General features: G+C 61.2%; 12 protein-coding genes. 2 read left to right on the top strand and 10 right to left on the bottom strand.

Annotated elements, in window-relative coordinates:
* The first annotated feature begins 3 nt into the window (after positions 1–3).
* Complete coding sequence (locus tag ACP7CZ_RS15155; RefSeq protein ID WP_054918472.1) at positions 4–471, top strand: SRPBCC family protein; 468 nt, start codon at positions 4–6, stop codon at positions 469–471.
* A 143-nt stretch (positions 472–614) separates the two neighbouring features.
* Here the strand turns inward: ACP7CZ_RS15155 and ACP7CZ_RS15150 are convergent, their stop codons facing one another.
* Positions 615–5570, bottom strand: a complete 4956-nt coding sequence (locus tag ACP7CZ_RS15150; protein WP_294204665.1) for a hemagglutinin repeat-containing protein — start codon at positions 5568–5570, stop codon at positions 615–617.
* A 120-nt stretch (positions 5571–5690) separates the two neighbouring features.
* Entirely contained in the window at positions 5691–7406 is a 1716-nt protein-coding gene (locus tag ACP7CZ_RS15145) for a ShlB/FhaC/HecB family hemolysin secretion/activation protein (RefSeq protein ID WP_054898391.1), read from the bottom strand.
* A gap of 473 nt (positions 7407–7879) precedes the next feature.
* Here ACP7CZ_RS15145 and nadA point away from each other — a divergent pair, with 473 nt between their 5' ends.
* A complete protein-coding gene (gene nadA / locus ACP7CZ_RS15140; protein ID WP_003193840.1) occupies positions 7880–8938 on the top strand; it encodes a quinolinate synthase NadA in 1059 nt (352 codons plus the stop codon).
* A gap of 63 nt (positions 8939–9001) precedes the next feature.
* Here nadA and ACP7CZ_RS15135 read toward each other — a convergent pair whose 3' ends face one another.
* From ACP7CZ_RS15135 to ACP7CZ_RS15100, 8 genes are all read right to left on the bottom strand, one after another.
* Positions 9002–9490, bottom strand: a complete 489-nt coding sequence (locus ACP7CZ_RS15135; RefSeq protein WP_034128556.1) for an RDD family protein — start codon at positions 9488–9490, stop codon at positions 9002–9004.
* Between the two features lie 95 nt (positions 9491–9585).
* A complete protein-coding gene (locus ACP7CZ_RS15130) occupies positions 9586–9798 on the bottom strand; it encodes a cold-shock protein (protein ID WP_034128555.1) in 213 nt (70 codons plus the stop codon).
* Between the two features lie 391 nt (positions 9799–10189).
* A complete protein-coding gene (gene gcvT / locus ACP7CZ_RS15125) occupies positions 10190–11314 on the bottom strand; it encodes a glycine cleavage system aminomethyltransferase GcvT (RefSeq protein ID WP_294204661.1) in 1125 nt (374 codons plus the stop codon).
* A gap of 39 nt (positions 11315–11353) precedes the next feature.
* Complete coding sequence (locus ACP7CZ_RS15120) at positions 11354–12730, bottom strand: L-serine ammonia-lyase (RefSeq protein WP_034128553.1); 1377 nt, start codon at positions 12728–12730, stop codon at positions 11354–11356.
* Positions 12731–12891: 161 nt separating this feature from the next.
* Positions 12892–15729, bottom strand: coding sequence for an aminomethyl-transferring glycine dehydrogenase (gene gcvP / locus ACP7CZ_RS15115; RefSeq protein WP_198790640.1), 2838 nt, complete (start codon positions 15727–15729; stop codon positions 12892–12894).
* Positions 15730–15739: 10 nt separating this feature from the next.
* The gene (gene gcvH, locus ACP7CZ_RS15110; RefSeq protein ID WP_089042411.1) at positions 15740–16123 is read right to left on the bottom strand and encodes a glycine cleavage system protein GcvH; all 384 of its coding nucleotides are present in this window, start codon (positions 16121–16123) and stop codon (positions 15740–15742) included.
* Positions 16124–16525: 402 nt separating this feature from the next.
* A complete protein-coding gene (locus tag ACP7CZ_RS15105) occupies positions 16526–18034 on the bottom strand; it encodes a sigma-54-dependent transcriptional regulator (protein ID WP_003193823.1) in 1509 nt (502 codons plus the stop codon).
* A 173-nt stretch (positions 18035–18207) separates the two neighbouring features.
* Positions 18208–18570, bottom strand: a complete 363-nt coding sequence (locus ACP7CZ_RS15100) for a DUF5064 family protein (protein ID WP_057975114.1) — start codon at positions 18568–18570, stop codon at positions 18208–18210.
* Positions 18571–18581 lie beyond the last annotated feature (11 nt).

The raw sequence follows: 18581 nt of genomic DNA, 5'->3' as shown, positions 1-18581 counted from the left end.
CCCATGCAACATTTTGAACCCGATACCCTGGTCCGTAATCCAGTCGGCAACCCTGTCGTCGCCAGCGTCAGCGTGAATGGTGATGCTCGCAGTGTGTGGAATGTCGTCGGAGATTTCGCCGGTTTCACGAAGTTTATTCCGGCCTTGTCCCATATCGAGATGACGGGCGAGGGCGTGCGCTCGGTACGCAAGAAGCTGTTCAAGGACGGCAATGTCGTGATTGAGCAACTCAACAGCCATGACGATCAAGCCATGACCATGACCTGGTCGCTGATCTACACCTCGCTGAACATCGGTAACCTGTGGGCGCTGATGGAGGTGGTGCCACAAGGCCCGAACCAGAGCCTGGCGACCTGGACCATCATTGGCCAGCCCTACACGGGCGGTAAGGAAGACGTACCGGCGTTCGAAGCTTTCCTGCAAGGCTTTGCCGATGACGCGATGAAGAACGTACAGGCGCTCTTCAACTGACATAGGAAGAGCAGGCAGTGGCTGATTCCGTGGCGAGGGAGCTTGCTCCCGTTGGGGCGCGAAGCGACCCTGAGAATAGGACTGCTGCGCAGTCCAGCGGGAGCAAGCTCCCTCGCCACAGAAGCGTTCTGCTGTTTTAAGCGTTAGTTGATGGCCTGATCAATCCCCGCCTGCAAGGCCTGGCTTTCACTGTGCCCACCCGCTCGCAGCGGGCCCAGGTTGAAGGCTTGGTCATTGCGTGTGGCGTCGTCGTGTTTCTGGGTCAGTTCGTCCTTGGCACCCAGGGCCAGGTTGACCGGTGACTTCGAAACGTTCAGCCCGACATCGGCGCGGTAGTCGCTGCCGGCCAGTGTGGTTGCCGTCACCTTGGAGCCACCCAGCTCAACCTTGCCATTGGGCGCGCTGATCCGCGCGCCCGTAAGCTGGGTATCACCCTTGACCTGCAGGTTGACGCCGTGGCTCGCGCGAATGCCTGACGCCTGGGTGACGCTGTCCTTGGCCACATGGCTGACATCCAGATACAGAGTCGGGGTGTAGCTGGTGTTGCCGCTCTTGTCGCCGAACAACACGCTTTCGGCGGTATTGGCCACCTTGCTGCCGGTGGTGTCTTTGCCACTGACGGTGTAGCTGTCGCTGGTTTTTGGCCAGACCTTATCCTTGAAGCCAGACAAGCGCGTGCCCAGGGCATCGGTCTTGTCTGCCAGGTATGCCTTGGCCTTGTCCACGCGGGTACCGAAGGCGCCACGGGGTTCCGGGTTCACATCGTAGCTGCCACTGCGAGTGAGTTTTTCGCCCAAGCGTTCCTTGGCATTGACCACGCTGTTGACCACGCTGTCCTTGGCCGAAGCCAGGTGCCCGGTGCCTTTGTCGACGACGTTCTCCAGCTTGTCGCGATGCTTGTCGAACGCGCCTTCAGCCTTGGCTTGTACCTTGTCCTTCAATGGGCCGCTGGCTTTGGCCAGCTTATCCACCACCCCCGGCTGGTTTTTCTCGACATCCAGCCTGGCGTCGACATTCACCTGGGTGCTGTTGACCTGGTCCTTGCGGCTTTCGACGACGAGGTCGCCGCCCACCGCGCCATGCACCTTGTCGGCGTCGACACGCGCTCCGGCCAGATGGGTATCGCCGGCACTGTTGAGGGTGACGTCACCCGCCGTGATCAGGCTGTTGTGCTGGGTGGTACCTTGCAAGTGATCCACATCGACCTTGGCCCGCGCATTGATGCCGCGCTGGGTCTTGGGTGTCTCATGTTCACCGGCGTCGGCCAGGGTGGTTTGGCCGACGCTGCCCCCTGCGCCCAGGGTGACGCCCCAGTTGCCACGGGCCTGGTTCGATTGCGCAGACTCTTGCAGGATGCCTCCGTTTTGCGCATCCAGGCTAACGCTGGCTGCGCTGACCTGAGTGCCCTGCAAGTGGATGGCATCGGTTGCATCAGCGCCGCTGGCGAGGCTGACCTTGCCGCTGCTGTGCAACTGCCCGACGACGGCGCTCTGGTCGTTTTCCGCTACTTTGCCAATGTTGAAGTTGGCGCTGAGGCTGCCGGTCTTGCTGCTGCTTTCGGCGCTGCTGGTCTTGCCGGCACCGAGGGTCAGGCCACCGCCCAGGTTACTGCCGTTGCTGACGTGGCTATCGGTGGCGGCTTGCAGGTTTAGCTTGCCGCCGGCATTGAGGCTGATATCGCCAGCCTTCGCGCCCGTACTGCCGATCTGCGTGCCTTGCAGGGTCATGTCAGCGCCGCTGCTGAGCTGCACGGGGCCGCTGCCCTGGATGGTTGCGACCTGCGCCTGGCTGTCCTGGGTGTCCAGGCGCTTGTTATCCAACTGCACGCCGGCACCGAGGTTGACGTTGCTGCCATTGGCGCCGGGCGCGGTGCCCACCGTCAGTGAGCCGTTGCCGCGCAGCGTGCTGCTGTTTTTACTCTGGGTGTTGGTGGCCTGGTTGAGCGCCAGCTCACCGCCGGTCTTGAGGTTGACCCCGGCCTGGCCGCCGTCGAACTGGCTGCCTTCATAACGGGCATCGCCCTTGGCTTCGATGCTCACGCCTTGGCTGGCCACATAGCTGCCGACCACCGCCGTGCTGCTGGACTCGCGCACATCGCTGCTGCCGCCCAGGCCACTGCCGCGCACATTCAGGTCTTCACCGGTGGTGGTATAGACTCGCACGCCAGCCTTGGCGTCCACGCCTTGCTCGCTGCTGCTGTGGGTGTTGGCCGCTGCGGTAGCAACGTGCTCGCCCGCCTTGATGTTCAGCCCGCCCTCGGTGGCGCGGTACTGGGTGCCCTCGTCCTGCAAGGTGCTGGCCGCATTGACCTGCACCGTGGCGCCACTGAACTGGCTGACCACGGCGGTGCTGTCCTGCGTTGTGCCGGTTTTGTTCGTGTGCCCGACTTCCACATCCAGGCCGACATTGGGTTGCTCGAATGCATCCAGCAAACCGGGCTGATGGAACTTGGCCTGGGCCACGCCCTCGACGGCTTTTTCGATCGGGCGGGTAATGCCTTTGTATTCCACATTGGCGCCAACATCGGCGGTCCAGCCGTTTTCCTTGTGGGTGCTGGTCTCGGTGGAATGGGCCGCCTGGTTGTCGATCTGGCCAGCGTTGACCTGCAGCCCGGCGCCGGCCTTGGCCTGTGCACCCTCGCTGGTGAAGGTGTTGCCAGCGTTGATGGTCAGCTTGCCGGCCGCGGCCACGGTGCTGGTTTGCGCAGTGGTTTTTTCAGCGGTGTCTTGGCTGCTTTGGTGGCTGAACTGAGCGCCACTGCCTGCCCGATCAATGCCGCCGGTGTAGTAGAAACTGCCGCCGGTGGCGGTTTTGTCGACGGCTTCGGTGCGCTTGTCGTGGGCGGCCAACAGCTCGACGTTTTTGCCGCTCAGGCTCGCATCGCCTTCGGTGGCCTGGAGGTTGGACCCGGTGATGCTGACATCGCCTGCGGCGTTAACCGCCACACTGGCGCCTTTAAGGCTGGAAGCCTGTTGTTGCGTGGTGTCGGTCTGGCGGGTTTGCTGCTGGTCTTCATAACTCAGGCCCGCACGGTACTGGCGGCTGACACCCTCGGTTTCCTTGGCGTAGCCATCGAAGCCACGGCTATGGGTGCGAGTGGTGTCGTGGGTGGTGTTCTCGGCGGCAACGACCTTGATATCGCCCTTGGCATCCGCTTGCAGTTCACCCGCAGCGGAGACCTGGGAGCCACTGACGGTGATGTCCTTGGCACTTTGCAGCTTGAGGTTGCTGTCCGAGCGCAGGTTGCTGGCAACCACGGTGCTGTCCTTGAGGTTCTTGCGGCTTTCATCCTTGGAGATACCGAAGAACTTGCTGTCATTGCTGTAGCGGTTGTCGTGGGAGGTGTCCTGGACGCCGTCGATCACCAGCGAGCCTTTGTCACTGATGACGCTGGCCTGTTTGCCGCCTCGGGCCTGGCTGCCGCTGATGCGCACGTCGTCGGCCTTGACGATCAGCTTGCCGTCGGCGTTGACCTTGCTACCAGTGTTCGACGTCTTGCCCTGGTTACCGTCGCCTTGCTTGCCGAAGAAGCTGCCACCGGTGAGGTCGCCGGAGTAGGCATTGTCGCTGCTGCTCTGGGTACGGCTGGCGCTGGCGATTTCCACGTGCCGGGCGGCCAGTTGGATATCGCCGGGGGTTTTCAGCTCGGCGCCTTGCAATTGCAGCTTCTGTTGGCTGGTCAGCTCCAGTGTCTTTCCGGCCTTGAGGCTGCTGGTGATGCTGCGTTGTTCGCTGCTGGATTTATCCCAGTTGGCTTTCCACAGGTGCTTGCGATGGTTGCCCTGGTCGCGGGTTTCATGGGTTTCGGTGGCGGCGTTAACGTGCAGGTTGGCACCGCTGTCGACGCGCAGAGTGTTGCCCGCTTCCACATGGCTGGCTTTGATCTCGGTGTTGGCACCGGAAGACAGCGCCGCATCCTGTTGCGCCACAACCTTGTTGCCGTGCTGGCGCGAGTCTTTGTCGCTGGTGGTGCGGTCGTAGGTTTCGTAGGTGAACAGGAAGTTGCTGTTGTTCCACTGTTCACGCTTTTCCTGGAGCTTGCGGCTTTCCAGGCTGCTGAGGGTCAGGTTGCGGCTGGCGTCGAGTTTGACGTTGCGCCCGCTGACGTCGGTGGCGGCCAGGTTCAGGTCCTTGGCGCTGTGCAAGTCGATATCGCCCTGGCGGCTGTGCACGCCAGCGCGAGTGGCGTCGAGGCTGTCGGCGCGCACCTGGCCGCTGATATCAAGGTCGCCGGCCGAACTGATCTTCACCCCGTCAGTGCCTTGCACCTGCACGCCGCCCACGCGTACACCGGCGCCTTCGGCGGTGCTGATGATGTTGATGCGCCCGGCCTGCATGGCGCCGAACAGGCGCGCGTCGATGCGTTGGTCCTGGGTCTTGCTGGCCGGGTCCACCTGGCGTACCTGCCCGCTGGCGAAATCGACCTGGTTGCTGCCGACGGTGAGGTTCAATTGATCGCGGGCACTGAGGCGACCTTCGCTGTCGATGCGCGGCGCGATCAGGTTGATGGACCCTTCGCGGTTGTGCAGGCCCTGGCCTTGCACTGTCAGTTGGCCGTTGGCATCGCGGGTGCTCAAGGCTTGCAGCTTGCCGTCGTTGAGTTCAGGGCGGCCCACCACCAGGTTGGCATTGGGCGTGTTGATGAAACTGCCGCCATTCACCGAAATACCGTTAGGGTTGGCCAGCACGTAATCGGCCGCCTGGCCGAAAATCTCCTGGGCGCCGTTGAGGGTCGAGGCGTTGCGGCTGATCACTTCGTTGAGGATCACGCTCGCCGCCTGGCCCTGGAACTGCGGGTTGGCCGCCAGTTGCCCGGCAAGTTGGGACTGGCCAGCTTGCAAGGCGTTGTTCAACACCAGGCCCTGGCGGTCGACGTTGTAATCCAGGAACTGGTTATGGGACAGGCCACCGGCGTTCGGCGCGACGATGTTGACGATGGGGACGCCGCCCTGGTTTTGCAGCTGCGGCGTACCGCCAGGGCCTTCGACGACGGTCAAGCCTGCGGCGAGCGCGAGCTGCGGCAGCAGGAAGAGACTAGCGATGGCCCAGCGCAGTTTGCCCTGGGGTGAAAGGTGGAAGCTATGTGAAGTAGTCGGCATAAATAATCTCGCTCTGTGTTGGCTGATCCACGACGCGCGTTGTTCGTTGCAACGCTGCTGGGGTGGTCAGGTACGGCGGTGACTCAGGCTAAAAACAGGTATTGGCTCATCGGTGCACACTCATATCTGCAAGCTAAGGCGCGTCAGCCAGACCTCCGGCTCCTGGCGAAAACCTGTGGGGGTGTTGAGGTTGCGTTGGTAGTCGATGTCGAGCTGTACGTTCTTCCAGCTCAGGTTGAGCCCCGCGCTGGCGCCGCTCAGGCGTTGGCTCTGGGCGCCGTGTTCGTGCTTGACCCAGCCGTTGTCCAGGCCCAGGCGCGGGGTGAGCTTCACCGGCAAGTCAGTGTTGAGCGGCAGGCGCAAGGTGTTGCGCCAGACTGCGCCAATGGCACCGGAACTACTGTTTTCGCGGTAGCCGCGCACGGCCGAGTCGTCGGTGATCAGCAACTGTTCGATGGCGGGCAACGCATCCGGGCTGTACTGCACCGACAACTGGCTCTGCCACTGCCATGGCTGCGCTGCCCATTGGCCGTTGCGCCATTGGGTGAGGTTGGCGCGGTACTTTTGAAACTGCGCCTTGGGCCGGTTTTTCTGCACCTGGTCGGCATCGCGATCGGCGCCGAACCAGGTCAGGCCCTGGGCGTAATTGACGTCCAGGTTCCACACCGCGCTGTTGAGCCAGAACAGGTTCATGCCCGCTTCGGCTACGGTCAGCGTGGGGCTTTGGATGTCCAGGTGTACCTTCTGTAGGTAGCTGTCGACGTCTTTGTAGGCCAGTTGCAGGTTGGCGCTGAGTTGGTGGCCCTGGTCGCGCCACAACACACGGTCGCTACGCAGGCTGACCTGATCGGTGCGGCCACTGTTGTAAAACGTGGTGCGGCTGAGTTTGAACGGCGAGCGGTATTCGGCATGGCTGGCGAACAGGCTGTAGGTCCAGTAACCGTAGGGGATCGAGTAGAACAGGCTGTGGCTGCGGCTGTAGCGTGGCCCATGGTTGAGCGTGTCGCTGAAGCTCAGGTTGAGCGAGTCGTTGATTTGTAGCGGGCTGTCCAGGCTCAAGTTGATCGCATTGCGATCACGCCCGGTGCCGGCGCTGCCGAGGTTATCCACCCCCAGGCCCAGGGCCCAGCGCGAGGCACTGCTGCGCGAGCGCAGGATGATGCGCGACGCGCCCGCGGTGCTGCCTGGGGCGATGTCGGCCGTGAGGTCCACCGAGCGCAGGCGGTTGAGCTGGTCCAGGCCCTGTTCCAGATCTCGCAGGTTCAGTGGCTTGCCGAGCATCCCGGGGAATGCCCCACCCAATGACACCGGCAGGCTCTGGTCGGCCAGTTCGATGGCCTCCAGGTAGCCTTCTTCGACGTGAATATCCAGCGGTTGCCCGGCGGCGGGCGCGCTGATCAGGTAGGGGCGGCTGGCGATATAACCGGCCTCGACATACAGCCGCGTGATCTCGGCCAGCAGGCGGTTGATCTGGGTGACGCCCATGCAAGGCGCCACGTAGGGCTCGATGTGTTTGTCCAACTCGGCACGGCTGAACAGCGTGACCCCGGCCAGGCGCGTACCGCTCAAGGGCCAGCAGCGTTCGTCCTTGGCGATGTCTGTTGGCAAGGCCGGTGTGGCCGCTGGCGTACCGAAACTGCCACGTTGCATCTGGCGTTGGCGCTGCTCCAATTGTAATTGCTGCAGGTCGCGTTGCTGTTGCTGTTGCAAGCGCAGGGCTTCCTGGCCTGGCTGCGGCGCCTCGGCGCCAGCCACGGGCAGCGCCCACAGGCAGAGCAGGGCAATGCCCAGGTTCCGGGTACAACTCAAGTGTCCGGTTGAGAGCTGATTTGGCACTCGACATCCTTAACGTAGAAATACACACGATCCACACCGCACGAGCTAAACCTTGAACTCAGCGCAGACTTGCCCCACTTGAGTGAGTGCTGAACGGTTTGTTACATCGCCGTAGGATTTATTGCACATTCTGTAAGAAAAATCGTGTGATGTAGTGCTCAAATGCACAAATTCAGTGCGCGAATGGGCGTCTCAGCCCAAAAATCCTGATTTTTCAGGAGGCGGGAGGGGGCGGCGCGGTTTTGATTGTTGTCTGGGCTTCACCTAATCGGCGTGCCGCGGCGAGGAACTGAGTACCTTGCCCGGTTGCCAGATTAGGCTTTTGAATCCATTGGATATTCTGTAGCCTTGCGCAGCTTTAAGCTGTACCCGTGCTTGATGAACAAAAACACTTCGTCCGGCGGCGCCCGAAGGGCTCCTGAGCCGGTGGTACACTCGACTTTCGCGCTACTGCGCCTGCAGGTCTTGCGAACATGACGCACATTTCCGAACGCCTACTGGTTCAAGCTCACCTCGACGCCAAGCAGCCCAAGGTCCTCAGCGCTGCCGAAGAGGCGAGCCTGCGAACCGCCATCGCCGCCGAGCTCAAGGCTCAGGACGCGGTGCTGGTTGCCCACTTTTATTGCGACCCGGTGATTCAGGCTCTGGCCGAAGAAACCGGTGGTTGTGTTTCCGACTCCCTGGAGATGGCGCGCTTTGGTGCCGCTCACCCGGCCAAAACCGTACTGGTGGCTGGCGTGCGCTTCATGGGTGAGACCGCCAAGATCCTTACGCCTGAAAAACGCATCCTGATGCCTACCCTGGAAGCCACGTGCTCCCTGGACCTGGGTTGCCCGGTGGATGAGTTTTCCGCGTTCTGCGATCAGCACCCCGAGCGCACCGTGGTGGTCTATGCCAACACCTCGGCGGCGGTCAAAGCTCGGGCGGATTGGGTGGTGACTTCCAGCTGCGCGCTGGAAATCGTCGAAAGCCTGATGGACAACGGCGAGACCATTATCTGGGGCCCGGACAAACACCTGGGCACCTACATCCAGCGCCAGACCGGTGCCGATATGCTGCTGTGGGACGGTGCCTGCATCGTCCACGAAGAATTCAAGTCCAAGCAGCTCGAAGACATGAAGGCGCTGTACCCGGATGCGGCAATCCTGGTGCACCCGGAGTCACCGACTTCGGTGATCGAATTGGCTGACGCGGTGGGTTCCACCAGCCAACTGATCGCTGCGGCGCAACGCTTGCCGAACAAGACCTTTATCGTCGCGACCGACCGCGGCATCTTCTACAAGATGCAGCAGTTGTGCCCGGACAAAGTCTTTGTCGAAGCGCCTACCGCCGGTAACGGTGCAGCCTGTCGCAGTTGCGCGCACTGCCCGTGGATGGCGATGAACACACTGGAGCGTACGTTGCAGTGTTTGCGTGAGGGCAGTAATGAGATCTTCGTGGAGCCGGCGGTGATTCCGCAGGCGGTACGACCGCTCAAGCGCATGCTCGACTTTACCCAGGCTGCACGGTTGAAACTGGCCGGCAACGCCTGAACACAAATCAAAATGTGGGAGCAGGCAAGCCAGCTCCCACAGTTGATCTGTGATGCGCTTGAGTTACTTCTTTTGCTTCGGGATCCGCACCAACTGCGTATCCGAATAGATGTCATGCCAGCTGCGTTTGTGTTTATCGAACAACGACCAGATAAATCCCAACCCCACGCACAGCCATGACGCAATCGACACCACAAAACGCAGCAGTGCCTGCCACAGGCTGATCCGCGACCCGTCGGCGTTTTGCACGCGCACGCCCCACACCTGCATGCCCAGGGTTTGCCCCGAATGAGTCCAGAACTTGGCGAAGAACCCGAAGAGCACGAACAGCAGGATCGTGGACAGCAACGGGTCACCGTCCAGCGCGCCGGATTCGGTGAGCGTGCGCATCTTCGCTTCGCCCACGAAGGCGATCCACACCAGCTTGTAGATAAAAGCGGTGACGATCAGCAGTGCGGTACATAAAAGAAAGTCGTAGAACATCGCTGCCAGACGGCGGCCCAGGCCAACGGCGGGGAATTCGCCCTGGGGGCTCAACAGGGGTTTGGACATGGCAGGGCTCTCTGGAGAAAGCACGCAGTTTACGCAATGGCGCCCATAAAAAAGCCCCTGATGTCATATCAGGGGCTTTTTGTCGCAGGTAAGGGTCAGGCTTCTGCGTGGACTTCGTCAGCCTGCATGCCTTTCTGGCCCTGCACAGCGACGAAAGTCACTTTCTGGCCTTCCTTCAGGCTCTTGAAGCCATTGCCCTGAATAGCGCGGAAATGCACGAACAGATCCGGGCCGCTTTCAGGAGTGATAAAACCAAAGCCTTTTTCGTCGTTGAACCACTTGACGGTACCGCTCTGACGCTCAGCCATTTTCTTCTTTCCTTTGACGCTAAAAATTAATGACAGCCCCTTTCAAACGAAAGAGTACTGGGCTGGGTTGCAGGAAAGTAAGAGACGTCGAACGGGTTGTAGCAACTACTTGAGCTACTGCCCAGGTCCAGGTTCCAAGCGACCCATGCAAACACAGTGGGCAAACTCTACGCCAACTAATATGAAAAAAACAAGCCCTTGTGCAGGCCCTGATTTTACTGGGGCTCATGACACTTTGTTGAATGTTCTGATACTGGCTTATTCGATAGAGTTATTCACTTGTTATAGGGCGTCAGCTATAAAAAGCCTATCGTGAATGCACTGTTTTATGGCGGTTGCGTTACAGTTTAGTGCACATTAACGCAACCGCGTTACTTATAGAAACAGTCAATCAGCCACGGTAGTAACGTTGCGGAACGAATGGCATTTTACTTACACGCAGTGGCACCTTTTTCCCACGTACCATTGCGCAAACTTCGGTATCCAGTGCGACAAAGGCGCTGTCCAGGTAACCCATTGCCAGAGGGCCGCCCAAGGTCGGACCAAAGCCCCCGCTGCAGACGCTGCCGATAACCGTACCTTGCGCATCGACAATTTCAGCGCCTTCACGCACCGGGGTACGCTCCTGCGGCAGCAGGCCTACGCGTTTGCGCGCCACACCGGTTTGCTGCTGAGTGAAGATGCGGTCGGCGCCAGGGAAGCCGCCGGCCCGTGCGCCATCGGCACGCCGAGCCTTGGAAATCGCCCACAGCAGGCTGGCTTCGATTGGCGTGGTGTCGGTGCTCATGTCGTGGCCGTACAAACACAAGCCGGCTTCCAGGCGTAGCGAATCGCGAGCGCCCAGGCCGATCGCCTGCACTTCGGTTTCGGCCAGCAGGCTGCGGGCCAGGCTCTCGGCATTGGCGGCCGGCACGGAGATTTCAAAACCGTCTTCACCGGTGTAGCCGGAGCGGCTGACGTAGCAGTCCACGCCCAGCAAACGCAGGGTGGCGAATTGCATGAAGGTCATCTGAGTGACTTCAGGGGCCAGGCGCGCCAATACTTTCACTGCCGCAGGGCCTTGCAGGGCCAGCAGGGCGCGTTCTTCGAACAGCGGTTCGATGGTGCATTGGTCGCCGATATGTGTACGCAGGTGCGCCAGGTCCTGGTCCTTGCAGGCGGCGTTGACCACCAGGAACAATTCGTCGTTGCCCAGGTTGGCGACCATCAGGTCGTCGAGGATGCCGCCTTGCTCATTGGTGAACATCGCATAGCGCTGCATGCCTACTGGCAGGTCGATGATATCGACGGGCACCAGGGTCTCCAGAGCCTTGGCGGCATTCGCGCCAGTGAGACGAATCTGGCCCATGTGGGAGACGTCGAACAACCCGGCCTGTTCACGGGTATGCAGGTGTTCCTTCATCACGCCCAATGGATACTGCACCGGCATGTCGTAGCCGGCGAAGGGCACCATGCGTGCGCCCAGTTCCAGGTGCAGGGCATGCAATGGGGTTTTCAACAGGGTTTCGGTGGACATATTCAACTCCTGAAAAACGTGCCGACGCGCTTGTGGGCGTCAGCACTCGATAATGTTGACCGCCAAACCGCCACGGGCGGTTTCCTTGTATTTGCTTTTCATGTCGGCGCCCGTCTGGCGCATGGTGCGGATGACCTTGTCGAGGGACACAAAGTGCTGCCCGTCGCCACGCAGGGCCATGCGCACCGCATTGATCGCCTTCACCGAGCCCATGGCATTGCGCTCGATGCACGGCACCTGCACCAGCCCGCCAATTGGGTCGCAGGTCAGGCCGAGGTTGTGTTCCATGCCGATCTCGGCGGCGTTTTCCACTTGGGACACGCTGCCGCCCAGCACTTCGCAGAGTGCGCCTGCGGCCATGGAACAGGCCACGCCGACTTCGCCCTGGCAACCGACTTCGGCGCCTGAGATCGAAGCGTTTTCCTTGTACAAAATGCCGATGGCGGCCGCGGTGAGCAAAAAGCGCACTACGCCGTCTTCGTTCGCGCCGGGGATAAAACGCATGTAGTAATGCAGCACGGCGGGAATGATCCCGGCCGCGCCGTTGGTGGGCGCGGTGACCACGCGCCCGCCATTGGCGTTTTCTTCGTTGACCGCCAGCGCATACAGGTTGACCCAATCGAGCACCGACAGCGGGTCGCGCAGCGCCGACTCCGGGTTCTTGCACAACTGCCTGTGCAAGGCCGCTGCCCGGCGCTTGACCTTCAAGCCTCCGGGCAAGATGCCTTCGTTGCGACAGCCGGCATCGACGCAATCCTGCATGACCTGCCAGATCTTCAACAAACCGCTGCGGGTTTCGGCTTCCGGGCGCCAGGCACTTTCATTGGTCAGCATCACCTGGCTGATAGACAGGCCATAGGTGGTGCAGTGGCCGAGCAAGTCCTTGGCGTGTTTGAACGGGAAGGTCAGGGGTGTAGCGTCTTCGACGATACGGTCGGCGCCCGCCGCGTCTTCATCCACCACGAAACCGCCACCGACCGAGTAGTACTCGCGGCTGCGGGTCTGGATGCCGGCGGCGTCAAAGGCACGAAAGATCATGCCGTTGGGATGATAGGCAAGGGGCTTGCGAATCATCGCCAGGTGTTCTTTCTCGTTGAACGCAATGCTGTGTTCGCCGAGCAGGTTGAGGCGCCCGTCACTGCGCATCTGCGCCAGGCGTGCTGCCACGGTTTCGGTATTCACGGTGTCCGGGTGTTCGCCTTCCAGGCCCAGCAACACAGCCTTGTCGCTGCCGTGGCCTTTGCCGGTGGCGCCCAGTGATCCGTAGAGTTCCACCTTGATGCCGGTGGTGGCCTCCAGCAGGTTGTCACGCTTGAGCCCCTCGACGAATCGAGCAGCGGCACGCATCGGGCCGACGGTGTGGGAACTTGAGGGGCCGATGCCAATCTTGAACAGGTCGAACACGCTAAGGGACATGGTTGTTCTCCGGTTTCTTATTATTTTCTGAAAGCCGACTCGGTCAATGTGGGAGCCGGGCTTGCCCGCGATAACGGTGGGTCAGGCAACATCACTGTCGGCTGATACACCGCTATCGCAGGCAAGCCAGCTCCCACACTGGCCGCGTATCTCCCGTCAGATCAGGCGTAGCTCTCGATAGAAGGGCACGCACACACCAGGTTGCGATCTCCAAACACGTTGTCGACCCGGCCAACCGGCGGCCAGTACTTGCCTTCGATCAATGAAGCCACCGGGTACACCGCTTGTTCACGGCTGTATGGGTGGCTCCATTCGCCCACCAGTTCCGCAGCCGTGTGCGGCGCGTTCTTGAGGGGGTTGTCGTCTTTGTCGAGGGTGCCGTTTTCTACCGCGCGGATCTCTTCGCGGATGGCGATCATGGCGTCGCAGAAGCGGTCCAGCTCTTCCTTGGATTCACTTTCGGTGGGCTCGATCATCAAGGTGCCGGCCACCGGGAACGACATGGTCGGCGCATGGAAACCAAAATCGATCAGGCGCTTGGCCACGTCGTCCACGCTGATGCCGCTGCTGTCTTTCAACGGGCGCAGGTCCAGGATGCATTCGTGGGCCACCAGGCCATTGCTGCCGGTGTACAGCACCGGGTAGTGCTCTTCCAGGCGACGGGAAATGTAGTTGGCATTCAGGATCGCCAACTGCGACGCACGCTTGAGGCCGGCGCCGCCCATCATGCTGATGTACATCCAGGTGATCGGCAGAATGCTCGCGCTGCCGAACGGCGCAGCGCACACCGCGCCTTCCTTGCGTTCCATGGCGGCGTGGCCGGGCAGGAATGGCGTGAGGTGCGACTTGACGCCAATCGGGCCAACGCCCGGGCCGCCACCGCCGTGGGGAATGCAGAAGGTTTTGTGCAGGTTCAGGTGGGACACATCGCCGCCGAACTTGCCCGGTGCGCACAGGCCGACCATGGCGTTCATGTTGGCGCCGTCGATGTACACCTGGCCGCCGTTGTCATGAATGATCCCGCAGATTTCGCGAATACCTTCCTCGAACACGCCGTGGGTAGAGGGGTAGGTGATCATCAGTGCTGCGAGGTGCTCGCGGTGCTCGATGGCCTTGGCGCGCAGGTCTTCGATGTCGACGTTGCCGCGTGCATCGCAAGCGGTGACCACCACGCGCATGCCGGCCATGTTGGCGGTCGCAGGGTTGGTACCGTGGGCTGACGACGGGATCAGGCAGATGTCGCGACGTTCTTCGCCACGGCTCTGGTGATAGGCACGGATGGCCAAGAGGCCGGCGTACTCACCCTGGGAACCGGCGTTGGGTTGCAGGGAGATCGCGTCGTAACCGGTGGCCGCGCAGAGCATGGCTTCCAGTTCGCTGGTCAGTTGCTGGTAGCCGGCGCTTTGCGCGGCGGGGGCGAACGGGTGCAGGGCACCGAATTCGGCCCAGGTCACCGGGATCATTTCGCTGGCGGCGTTGAGCTTCATGGTGCACGAGCCCAGCGGGATCATGGTGCGGTCCAGGGCCAGGTCCTTGTCGGCCAGCTTGCGCAGGTAGCGCATCAGCTCGGTTTCCGAGTGATAACGGTTGAACACCGGGTGGCTGAGGATCGGCGACTGGCGCAGCAAGGCGCTCGGCAGGGTGCTTTCGGTTGCAGCAAAGGCTGGCAGGGTTTTGCCATCGGCGAAGATGGCCCACAAGGCTTGGATATCGGCCTGGGTGGTGGTTTCGTCGACCGACAGGCCAACGCGTTCGCCATCCACCACGCGCAAGTTGATGCGCTGGGCGCGGGCCTTGTCGTGCAGGGCTGCGGTGTGGGCGCCGGTGTGGATTGTCAGGGTGTCGAAGAAGTGTGCCTGCTCGACTTTCTGGCCCAGGGCAGTCAAACCCTTGGCCAGGATCGCGGTCAGTTGGTGAATGCGCTGGGCGATCTGCGTCAGGCCCTTGGGGCCGTGGTACACGGCGTACATGCTGGCGATATTGGCCAGCAGCACTTGCGCGGTGCAGATGTTGCTGGTGGCTTTCTCGCGGCGGATATGTTGCTCGCGGGTTTGCATCGCCAAGCGCAGGGCCGGCTTGCCGAAGCGGTCGACGGAAACACCGACCAGACGGCCTGGCATGTCGCGCTTGAACGCATCCTTGGTGGAGAAGTACGCCGCGTGCGGGCCACCGAAGCCCAGTGGCACGCCAAAGCGTTGTGCGCTGCCAATGGCGACGTCGGCGCCGAATTCACCCGGCGGCGTCAGCAGGGTCAGGGCCAGCAGGTCGGCGGCCACGGCGACCAGTGCGTTGGCGGCGTGGAAACGTTCGGTCAGTTCGCGATAGTCGAACACATCGCCGTTGCTGGCCGGGTATTGCAGCAGGGCGCCGAAGAACGGGCTGACGTCGGTCAGTTCGCGCTCATCGCCCACTACTACATCGATGCCCAGTGGTTCGGCGCGAGTGCGCAGGACGTCGAGGGTTTGTGGGTGGCTGTGCACCGAAGCGAAGAACGCGTTGCTGCTTTTGTTCTTGCTCAGGCGCTTGCAGAAGGTCATGGCTTCGGCGGCGGCCGTGGCTTCGTCGAGCAGGGAGGCGTTGGCAATCGGCAGGCCGGTGAGGTCGCTGATCAGGGTCTGGAAATTCAGCAGGGCTTCCAGGCGGCCTTGGGAAATCTCGGGTTGATACGGCGTGTAGGCGGTGTACCAGGCCGGGTTTTCCAGCAGGTTGCGCAGGATCGGCGACGGCGTATGGCAGTTGTAGTAGCCCTGGCCGATGTAGGTCTTGAACAGTTGGTTCTGGCTGGCGATGGCCTTGATCTTGGCCAGGGCCTCGGCTTCGCTCAGGCCGTCTTCCAGGCCGAGCACGCTGGTGCCCTTGATGCTTTCCGGGATGACGCTGGCGCTCAGGGCTTCGAGGGAATCAAACCCCAGGCTGGCGAGCATTTGCTGCTCATCTTCCTGGCGCGGGCCGATGTGGCGGGCGATGAATTCGTTGGCGGTGGTCAGATTAACGGTCATGGCGCGCTCCTCAGGCTTCAGCGTTGGCTTTGATCAGGCGGTCGTACGCATCCTGATCCAACAGCTTAGCCACTGCATCGGCATCGGCGGGTTTAAAACGGAAGAACCAGCCTTCGCCCATCGGGTCTTCGTTGATCAGTTCCGGGCTGCCATCGAGCTTGTCGTTCACTTCCAGCACTTCACCGTCCAACGGCATATACACGCCGCTGGCGGCTTTGACCGATTCCACGGTGGAGGCTTCAGCGCCTTTGTCGTAAGCCTGCAACTCCGGCAGTTGCACGAAAACCACGTCACCCAGCGCGTTCTGCGCAAAAGCGGTGATACCCACGGTGACGCTGCCATCGGCTTCGGCGCGCAGCCATTCGTGATCTTCAGTGAAACGCAACTCGCTCATGGAAACTCCTCAGGGCCAGAATCGTCTGGTGGACGGGATTGGAATAATGAGGAGTTGCTTAGCAATATCGCGGCCAACGTTATTAAGTCTTTATAGATCAAAGAGTTAATAAATTCAGCCATAGGCTTAATCGAATGTGCTGTAGCGTTTTCGCTACAGTCGAGTGCGTGAAAAAAAGCCTATGTGGATCAAAGCCTTGCATGGCACGCAAAAAACAGGGCTGTAGCGATATCGTTACGCTGTAGCGCTTTCAGTACACGGAATGTCGTTCTCAGACCAAATCTGTAATGCGGTTTCTGTGGGGGCTTGCCTGCGATAGCGGTCTACCCGTCACTAAGGAGTTGGATGACCCGACGCTATCGCAGGCAAGCCAGCTCCCACAGTTGAACCGCGTTTATTCCGTCAGGGTTTGTTGGGAATGCCGTATTTGCGCAGGCGATGGGCGATAGCCGTGTGGGAGGTTTGCAGCCGGCTGGCCAGTTGGCGGGTCGAGGGGTAGCGGCTGTAGAGGCTTTCCAGCAGGCTGCGCTCGAAATCTTCCACGGCCTGTTCCAGGCTGTCGACTTCACCATCGCTCTGGCGCGCCACGGAGGTGCCGGCGATGTCCAGGTCGCCGATGTCCACCAGGCTGCTTTCGCAGATGGCGGCAGCGCGGAAGATCACGTTTTGCAACTGCCGCACGTTGCCCGGCCAGTGGTTGCCCAGCAGGGCTGGATAGGTACCGGGCGCCAGGCGGCAGACCGGGCGCTGGATCTGCGCGCAGGCTTGCTGCATGAAGTAGCGCGCCAGCAGCAGGATGTCCTGGCCGCGTTCACGCAAGGGCGGCACGGCGACGTTGAGCACGTTGAGGCGGTAAAACAGATCTTCGCGAAAGGTGCCTTCGCTGACCATCTTTTCCAGGTCGCGGTGGGTGGCGCTGAGGATGCGCACATTGACCTTCACTTCGCGGTCGCCACCCACGCGGCGAAAGCTACCGTCATTGAGAAAACGCAGCAGCTTGGCTTGCAGATACGGCGACATCTCACCGATCTCATCGAGGAACACCGTGCCCTGGTTGGCCAGCTCCATCAGCCCTGGTTTGCCACCGCGTTGCGCGCCGGTAAAGGCGCCAGGGGCATAGCCGAACAATTCACTTTCGGCGAGATTTTCCGGCAGTGCCGCGCAGTTCAATGCCAGAAACGGCGCACTGTGGCGCGCACTGATGGCGTGGCAGGCGCGGGCCACCAGCTCTTTGCCGGTACCGGTTTCGCCTTGGATCAGCAGCGGTGCATCCAGTGCCGCCACCCGTTGCGCCCGCGCCTTGAGCGTGCGGATCGCCGGGGACTCGCCCAGCAGCGCATCAAACCCTTCGGCATGGTCATGGTGCAGCGCCGACAGTTGTTCGCCGATGCGGTTGGGCTGGTAGAGCGTGAGCAGGGCGCCGGCGTCGGTGATTGGCGTGGCGCCCAGCAGCAAGGTCTGGCCGTTCACGCTGATCTCGCGCAACGGCAAGCGAAAGCCCTGGTCCAGCAAGGTTTCCAGCAATGCCGGATCATCGAACAGCTCGGCGATGCTCTCACCAGCCGGTTCACGCCCGTACAAGGCGATCAGCGCCGGATTGGCCAGCAGGATCTTGCCTGCACTGTCCAGGGCCAGCACCGGGTCGGTCATGGCCGCCAGCAGGGCGTCGAGTTGCAAGTGGCGACGCTGGCCCGGAAGGATGTCGACGACCTTTACCGCTTGCACGCCGTGCACGCTGAACAACGCGTCGCGCAGTTCTTCGAGCACTTCGGCGCTGAGGGTCGGCGCATCGATATAGACATTGGGCGGCACCATCTCCACCGCATCCAGATTGAGATTGCGCCCACCGAGCAAGGCCAGGACTTCCTGGGTGATGCCGACGCGGTCGATGAAGCTGACGTGGATACGCATGGGGCGGATCTTGATTCTGGAGTGCTGAGGGTGGCCAGTATGCCTTGGAGCCGGTGGAGATCAAAATGTGGGAGCTGGCTTGCCTGCGATGGCGGTGGGTCAGTTACCGAAAATATCGTCTGACACGTCGCTATCGCAGGCAAGCCAGCTCCCACATTCGATTGGGGGGCAGGTTATTCCAGGTGTTCGGGTTTGACCGGGTCGCCGGATTTCATATCCAACTGCTGGCGCACATCCTCAAACATCAGGTCGTAATGCTTGTGCTGTGAACCGACGCTGCTATGGGTCTTGGGAATGCCGTATTTTTCGACAATCTTGGTCACATTGCTGGCGAAGTTATAGGCCTGGTCCTTGGGCAGGAAAAAGGTTTCCTTCATGTCCTTGCCCTGGATGCTGCCATGCAGGGTGAACTGCATGCCTTTGCCTTCGCGGTCATCCGTGACGACTTCGTAGTCCAGGCACAGGTCGTAGCTGACATCGTCCTTGTTCAGCGCGTGTCGCTCGATATGCAAGTGGCCGGGTTCAAAGATAGCCATAGGCGTTTCTC

The sequence above is a fragment of the Pseudomonas sp. DWP2-2 genome (assembly GCF_049897065.1).
GTDB classification, from domain to species: Bacteria; Pseudomonadota; Gammaproteobacteria; order Pseudomonadales; family Pseudomonadaceae; genus Aquipseudomonas; species Aquipseudomonas paracarnis.
This window is presented reverse-complemented; position numbering and strand designations above follow the sequence as displayed.